The sequence below is a fragment of the Tolypothrix bouteillei VB521301 genome (assembly GCF_000760695.4).
Taxonomy (GTDB): domain Bacteria; phylum Cyanobacteriota; class Cyanobacteriia; order Cyanobacteriales; family Nostocaceae; genus Scytonema; species Scytonema bouteillei_A.
Genome location: NZ_JHEG04000001.1, coordinates 1,327,675 through 1,334,706 on the forward strand (window position 1 = coordinate 1,327,675; position 7,032 = coordinate 1,334,706).

The following is a 7,032-nucleotide window of genomic DNA, read 5'->3' on the forward strand; positions in this document are numbered from 1 at the left end:
ATTGTAGCAAATACAACAAGACGCGCCATAGCGCGTCTCAACAGGGATGATAGACCGATCGTTTATCGGTCAGCAATATTTGTTCCTAAACATTTTGATAACTGGGATGCCATTGCAGCCAATATCTTTCTAACGCTCTAGCAACCACATCTGCTAATTTACCAAATAGAGCGTATAATAAAATACTCAGTACTACCACGTCTGTTTGCATAAATTCTCTGGCGTTCATTGCCATGTAACCAATCCCAGAATCAGCTGCAATTGTCTCAGCTACGATCAGAGTCAACCACATAATTCCCAATGAAAAGCGTACACCAACTAGGATTGAAGACATTGCCCCAGGAAGAATAATTCGCCAGAACAAAGCCCAAGGATTTAAACCGTACACTCTACCCATTTCAATTAAACCTGGGTCAACGCTGCGAATCCCGTGAAATGTATTTAAGTAAATGGGAAACATAACACCCAAAGACACGAGAAATAGTCTGGCTTCATCACCAATCCCAAACCATAAAATCACTAGGGGAATCAAAGCCAAATTGGGAATGTTGCGGAGCATCTGAAGAGAGGTGTCTAACAACTTTTCTGCAACAGGGGAGATACCATTCAGCAAACCCAAAGTAAACCCAATACTTCCACCTACTATAAAGCCTGATATAGCCCGAATGGCACTGATACTGATATTTCTGAACAGTTCTCCACTTTTAGCAAGTTGAATAGCAGCACCCACAACACCTAAAGGAGCGGGCAAAATTCTAGCAGGGATCACTCCTATTGTAGATAAAAGCTGCCAAACGACTAGTATGAGTACGGGTACGCCCCAAGGAATGATGGTTTGAACGTGTCGGTTGTGCCAAAAATTGGATTTTAATTTGAGTGCGAGTGTCATTGTTACCTCTAGGAAGCTGTTGGTTGTGGTTGGAGTAAATTCGATGTGGAATTAGATGCGGAAGCAAATTCGTTGTAAGGATCGAATTCAGATTGCGATTTGACAGTGGGAAGAGAGTTTAAAGGAAGGCGTGGAAAGACTAATTCAGCAACTCGATAAGCTTCTTCTAAAGAAGGATATCCTGATAGCACAAAGGTATCAATTCCTAAGTCAGTGTATTCCAACATTCGTGCAGCAACTGTGTCAGGATTTCCTACTAAAGCAGTCCCTGCACCCCCACGTACTAAGCCAATACCCGACCATAAATTAGGGCTAATTTCTAATTGCTCGCGATTGCCTTTATGGAGTTCCACCATGCGGCGTTGACCTTCTGATTGCGATCGCCCAAACTTTTGTTGAGCAGCAGTTATAGTTTTCTCATCTAAATATTTAATCAGATCGTTAGCCGCATCCCAAGCTTGTTGGGTTGTTTCTCTAACAATAACGTGCAGACGAATACCGAACCGGACAGTTCTGCCATGTTCTGTAGCCAATCGCCGCACCTTCGCTATTTTCTCAGCAACTTGTTGTGGTGGTTCACCCCAAGTTAAATAGACATCAGTATGTTTTGCTGCTACTTCAATTGCTGCATCTGAAGAACCACCAAAATATAAAGTTGGATGTGGTTTTTGTACGGGTGAAAATTGAAGTTTTGCTCCTTCAACCTTCACATGACGACCGCTAAAGTGTACTTCTTCTCCATGCATGAGCGATCGCCAAATAGTCAAAAATTCATCAGTTAATTCATAACGCTCATCATGAGATAAGAACACTCCATCCTTAGCCAATTCTTCTGCATCACCACCAGTCACCACATTGAGAATAATTCTCCCCTGAGAGATTTGGTCAAAAGTAGCCGCCATCCGCGCAGATAAGGAAGGTGACATAATCGATGGACGAAAAGCCACGAGAAACCGCAAACGTTGTGTAACAGGAATTAAAGAAGCAGCGACAATCCAAGTATCCTGTTTTTGTCCCGTTCCAATCAGCATCCCGCCATAACCGAGTTGATCCACAGCTTGGGCGATTTGAGACATATAAGGATAAGTCGCTTCCCTTCTACCAATTTTTGTGCCTAAATAGCGTTCATCCCCTTGAGTTGGCAAGTACCAAAAAACATCTACCATTTTGTTATCCTTCCCCTATTTAGTTCAAAATTGAGGGATTGGGGATTGGGGAGATGAGGGAGAGGGGGTAGATGAAGTAGAACTTTCTTCCTTGTCTTCCTTGTCTTCCTTGTCTCCCTTTGGTCCCCCTTGTCCCCCTTGTCTACCTTGTCCCTTACCTCTGACTCAACAATCTTTGAGGCGTAATAGCTGCATATTGCTGTGGTGTGAGGATCGCTTGCTGGATATCAATTTTTTTAGGTATCACTTTTTCTTGATAAAAAGCATCAGCAATACGCTGTTGTTGGTTAATAATATCCGGTGTCAATCTCCTCAAACTATAAGTTCGCCGACGAACGACAACTCCCAGAATAGATGGATCGAGCTTAAGTTCGGGAGCAAGCAATTTGACAATTTCATTGGGGTTAGCTTCAGCCCATCGTCCTAACTTGTCGATCTCATCCAAAACCACTTTCACAAGTTCGGGGTTTTGTGTCACAAAATCACGTCTGGATAAATAGAAACCACCTTGCGTTGCAATTCCACCCGCATTTCTTAAAGTGCGAGCATTCGCTGTTTTTTGTACAAAAGCATAAAAGGGGTCCCAAGTCACCCAAGCATCAATTTTCTTTTGTAGAAAAGCATCACGGGCTTCTGCTGGAGTCAAACTAATGGGTTGAACATCACTAAATTTTAAGCCTGCTTCTTGTAAAGCTTTTAATAATAAATAATGAGAAGCTGAACCCTTCTGAAAAACCACTTTCCGACCTTTCAGATCTGCAACTTGCTTAATAGGAGAATCTTGCCTGACTATAATGCCACTCCCTTCACCTTTGCTGGGTTTGCGCCCTGCAATATAAACAAGTTGTGCGCCAGCCGCTTGAGCAAAGATTGGTGGTGTTTCCCCCACACTACCTATATCAACTCTACCTGCATTCATGGCTTCCATCAACTGAGGACCGGCTGGAAATGGTGCCCAGTCTACAGAAACTCCTAAAGCTTGAAGACGTGGTTCTAAGACTCCTTTGAGTCTAACAATATCCCCAGAAGTTTGATAGCCCATTCGGACTGTATTTGTCTTAAATCCAGAAGGTTTTGTTTGTGCTTGCCCTTTCTCTATAAAATCCCCAATAAGGGGAACTGAAAAACTAGATAATCCTAATAAAGAGTATTGTGCAAAGTTTTTTAAAAATTTGCGGCGTTGTTGTAAAAAATGTTCGTCCATAATTGTTATGAAACTCCTCACTTTAATTCAGTTTTATTGAAAAATCCAGTAATTGGGGAAATAACCACCAGAGGTATACAAAGAATAAAGTTCTACCCTCTGTCCCCCTTGTCCTCCTTGTCCCTAAACCCATCTCCACTTCCTTACGAAGATTGCGGTGTCCAAACAGCCTCTTTAATTTGAACTGGTTTCGGAATTAACTTCAACTTGAAAAAGAGATCTGCCATTTGCTGTTGTTCTTGCACTATTTGGTCATCCATATAGACCACACCAAAATTAGGTCGTCTTTGAAAAGACCATTCCCAATTTTCTGCTTTAACTCCTGTTGCTGTTTCTAGAATTTTGGCAGTTTCTTTGCGGTTACTCTTTGCCCAATCCTCATCTTTTTTCTGTTCCTCAAGAATTGCCTTGACAAGATCTGCATGCTTGTCAACAAAAGAGCGAGTGGCAATAAAATAAGAACGTTGTTCTGCCACTTTTTCACCATTAGCAAGAAGACGTGCTTTTCCTGTTCGTTCCGCTTCAGCATAACGAGGGTCAGATGTTACCCAAGCATCAACGTTTCCTCCTTCAAAAGCAGTCCGAGCTTCTGGCGGTAAAAGATAAACTGGCTGAATGCCTTTAAGTGTCAGTCCAGCTGCTTCCAAAACTTTTACTATAAGATAATGCCCCGCTGTTCCTTTACCGACAGCTACTTTTTTCCCTTTGAGATCGGTAACTGTCTTAATGGGAGAATTTGGTTTTACTAAAATGACTTGTCCCCTACTATTGGGTAAACTGCTAGCAACATAAACCACTGGTGTTCCTGCTGCTTGGGCAAAAATGGGAGGTGGCGCACCTACAACCCCAATATCTACCGCTCCAGCATTCATCGCTTCCATCATGGGCGGTCCTTGAGAAAACTCACTCCACTTGACAGTAACGCCTGAAGAACCCAATCTTTTTTCCAAACTACCTCTAGCTTTAACAATATTTAAAAAAGCTGTTCCTTTTTGGAATCCAATGCGAATTTCTGTTTGTTTAACCTTATCGGAAGCTTGTTCGGCTGTTGGATTTTGACTCTTTTGTACGCTCTGAAGATTTGAATTGCTGCCAGTGTTTGTCCCGCAACTTGTAAGAGTTATCAGTAATAAAACTAAGGGCAACTTTGACTGAACAAATTTGACAATCATTGTATTCCCACCTTAAAAAGGACGACTACCAGCAAGGCTGACTCGCTTCATAACACGTCGGTAGTTGGGATCGAATGCTTGACGGTAATGCAACGTAGCTTGGTTATCCCAATAAACAATGTCGCCTACAGACCATTTGTGTTTGTAGTAAAACTGGGGCTGATTGAGATGTTGTCTTAATTGTTCAATGAGTTCCGATCCTTCTTGTGGATCTAAGCCCACAATTTCTACCTCTGTTGCATAGTCTAGGTAAAGAATCTTTTTACCAGATTCAGGGTGAGTTCTAACTAAGGGATGGGGAAAAACAGGGCCGATCGGGGGGATGCTTTTATCAAAACGGTACTTTGGTTTTGGCTGGCTGCGATCTCTTAAGAACGGGTTGTATGTAATCAACTGTAAGTTAGCTATTCTTTGCTTTGTTGCTTTATCTAACTCTTCGTAAGCCAAATTGAGATTTAACCAGTAGGTATCCCCACCTTCAGGAGGGACTTCAAGAGCGTAGAGCAACGATCCACTTGAAGGGTAAGGAGTCCAGTGGTGATCTGAATGGAAAGCAAGTTCGCCAGTACCAGTGTATCCACCATCGACATTAGAAATGGGAATGACAACTGGAGTCACCCCTGGTTCGGAAGCCAGTACTGGAATGTCATCTGGTGGGATGAACAGAGAACCAAAGTAAAAAGCAAAATTTAAGAGTTCGTCATCAGTAAGATTCTGATTTTTAAAAATGAGAATGTGGCGATCGCGCAAAGCTTGTTTGAGTTGTAATATCACCTCTGGCGCAACAGGTTTGCTAGCGTCTAATCCAGTGACTACAGCACCTAAAGGAGCATCTAGTGCAGTTATTTTAAATTCTGTTAAGGTTAATGCAGGCATGATATTTACCCTATTTTGATGATCTGTCAACTAATAATTCTTCACTGTCTTGCTAAAACTTCTTGAGGAGTAATTTGTGCGTACTCTTCAGGACTGAGAAAGCCTTCTCTCACATTGACTTTCTTAGGTATCAAGCCCTGACTGTACCACATATCTGCAACCTCTTGTTGCTTGTTGATGACTTTTTCGGTAATTGGTTTCAATCCCCATTCATATTTTCCGTGCATTTTCTCTAATGTTGGAACATCTAGTTGAGTCACTGGAGCAAGAAGTTGTGCCATTTCTTTACGATGGTTTTTAGACCAAATTTCTGCTTTTTGCAGTTCCTCAAAAAATATTTTTATCAGTTCCGGGTTTTCTTGGTAGAACTTGCGTGATGTGGAGTAAAAGTTACCAGTATCCCTTAACTCACCACCATTTAGTAACTCGCGACCTATTTTCTTCTGTTCAGTTCTTGTGACAAATGGTTCCCAAATAAACCAACCATCTACTTTTCCCTGACTAAATGCCACATTAGCATCAGGTGGCGGTAAATAAGTAGACACCACATCGCTTAATTTTAACCCGTCTTTTTCCAGTGCTTTGACTAAGAGATAGTGACCGATAGATGCTTTTTGAAAAGCAATTTTTTTACCCTTTAGATCGGCAATCTTTTTGGCAGGAGAATTAGTAGGAACTAGTAGCGAAACTGTTTTGCCATTAAAAGGAGTTGTCGCGAGATAGACGAGCGGTGCTCCTGCGGCTTGAGCAAAAACGGGAGGTGACTCAGCAGTCGAAGCAATATCAAGAGAACCTGCGTTAAGGGCTTCTAGTTGTTGCGGTCCTGCTGCAAACTCTGACCATACGATTTTAACACCTTCAGGTTCCAATCTTTTTTCTAAAGTACCTTGCTTTTCTAAAACTGCTAAAGGCGTCAGTTGTTTTGAACGAACAATACGTATGACTTTACCGCTGCTAGTGTCAGTTACTTTCTGAGCACTGGTATTAGTTGCTGGTGCTTGCTGTTGAGTTGTCGTTGGTGGTTGCGAACTACAACTTAGCAAAGTTGTAGAAAGTACTAAGCTATAACCGAATCCAAAAAGTAGAGAACGGCGAGTGACTGGCGAATTGCACCACAATTTAAATTTTTTTTTCAAATTTTGCATACTGAACTTAATTCCAATCCAATAATTTCAAAACTACAATGCAACAATATTCGTCATTAATAATTTCTAACTCTGAGATCTATAGCAGTCCTAACTGACTTACAAACACCTCCTCCTTGTTCCGATCTCAAATAGAATTGCTATATAAGTCTGTTATTTTCATAACATGAATCATTTTTTTCCAAGAATTCCACCAACACCAAATTCGAGTTAATGGATCATGACTGTATCTGGCTTCCGTAAGGCTTGATTTTGTTGGCTCAGCCCCGGTATAGCTAAAGGTGCAATTAAACAGCCTAGTATCACTAAAAGTGATGCGCTAAAAATGAAATTTATTCCAATATCTTCCCCCTTATTAGCAGGCAATTGCACTAACTCTTTTGACAATTTTTTTTGTAAAGACATGGGATGAGTGTCAAATAAGAAAAGAGTGAGATTACCTAACCCTAACTGGTACATTGAGTTTGGTGGTGGCGATCGGACAAGTAGGCGGTGGGCTTGGGGGTGCGATCGCAGGAGTCGTCTACGCACAAGTTGGTTATTTAGGCAATGCTATCTTATCGGCATTGGCAATAACCGC

At 41.7% G+C, this 7,032-nt stretch carries 7 protein-coding genes; all 7 read right to left on the minus strand.

Annotated elements, in window-relative coordinates; translation table 11 throughout:
* Nucleotides 1–85 precede the first annotated feature (85 nt).
* A complete protein-coding gene (gene ssuC / locus HC643_RS05155; RefSeq protein WP_038077940.1) occupies nucleotides 86–889 on the minus strand; it encodes an aliphatic sulfonate ABC transporter permease SsuC in 804 nt (267 codons plus the stop codon).
* Between the two features lie 8 nt (nucleotides 890–897).
* Nucleotides 898–2,055 (minus strand): FMNH2-dependent alkanesulfonate monooxygenase, encoded by a 1,158-nt coding sequence (gene ssuD, locus HC643_RS05160; RefSeq protein WP_038077945.1) that lies wholly within the window; start codon nucleotides 2,053–2,055, stop codon nucleotides 898–900.
* 154 nt (nucleotides 2,056–2,209) lie between these two features.
* Nucleotides 2,210–3,259 carry a sulfonate ABC transporter substrate-binding protein gene (locus tag HC643_RS05165; RefSeq protein ID WP_038077953.1) on the minus strand — a complete coding sequence of 350 codons (1,050 nt, stop codon included), beginning with the start codon at nucleotides 3,257–3,259 and terminating at the stop codon, nucleotides 2,210–2,212.
* Between the two features lie 143 nt (nucleotides 3,260–3,402).
* Complete coding sequence (locus HC643_RS05170) at nucleotides 3,403–4,431, minus strand: sulfonate ABC transporter substrate-binding protein (protein WP_038077954.1); 1,029 nt, start codon at nucleotides 4,429–4,431, stop codon at nucleotides 3,403–3,405.
* 12 nt (nucleotides 4,432–4,443) lie between these two features.
* On the minus strand, nucleotides 4,444–5,307 hold the full coding sequence (locus tag HC643_RS05175) for a TauD/TfdA dioxygenase family protein (RefSeq protein ID WP_038077955.1): 864 nt from the start codon (nucleotides 5,305–5,307) through the stop codon (nucleotides 4,444–4,446).
* Nucleotides 5,308–5,348: 41 nt separating this feature from the next.
* Nucleotides 5,349–6,452, minus strand: coding sequence for an aliphatic sulfonate ABC transporter substrate-binding protein (locus HC643_RS05180; protein WP_038077956.1), 1,104 nt, complete (start codon nucleotides 6,450–6,452; stop codon nucleotides 5,349–5,351).
* 210 nt (nucleotides 6,453–6,662) lie between these two features.
* A complete protein-coding gene (locus HC643_RS41220; RefSeq protein WP_237265834.1) occupies nucleotides 6,663–6,857 on the minus strand; it encodes a hypothetical protein in 195 nt (64 codons plus the stop codon).
* Nucleotides 6,858–7,032: the final 175 nt, after the last annotated feature.

Bases quoted from the DNA above. Each gene is read 5' to 3' on its own strand.
- HC643_RS05170 (WP_038077954.1), bottom strand. From the start codon at position 4,431: ATGATTGTCAAATTTGTTCAGTCAAAGTTGCCCTTAGTTTTATTACTG.
- HC643_RS05175 (WP_038077955.1), bottom strand. From the start codon at position 5,307: ATGCCTGCATTAACCTTAACAGAATTTAAAATAACTGCACTAGATGCT.
- HC643_RS05165 (WP_038077953.1), bottom strand. From the start codon at position 3,259: ATGGACGAACATTTTTTACAACAACGCCGCAAATTTTTAAAAAACTTT.
- HC643_RS41220 (WP_237265834.1), bottom strand. From the start codon at position 6,857: ATGTCTTTACAAAAAAAATTGTCAAAAGAGTTAGTGCAATTGCCTGCT.
- ssuD (WP_038077945.1), bottom strand. From the start codon at position 2,055: ATGGTAGATGTTTTTTGGTACTTGCCAACTCAAGGGGATGAACGCTAT.
- HC643_RS05180 (WP_038077956.1), bottom strand. From the start codon at position 6,452: ATGCAAAATTTGAAAAAAAAATTTAAATTGTGGTGCAATTCGCCAGTC.
- ssuC (WP_038077940.1), bottom strand. From the start codon at position 889: ATGACACTCGCACTCAAATTAAAATCCAATTTTTGGCACAACCGACAC.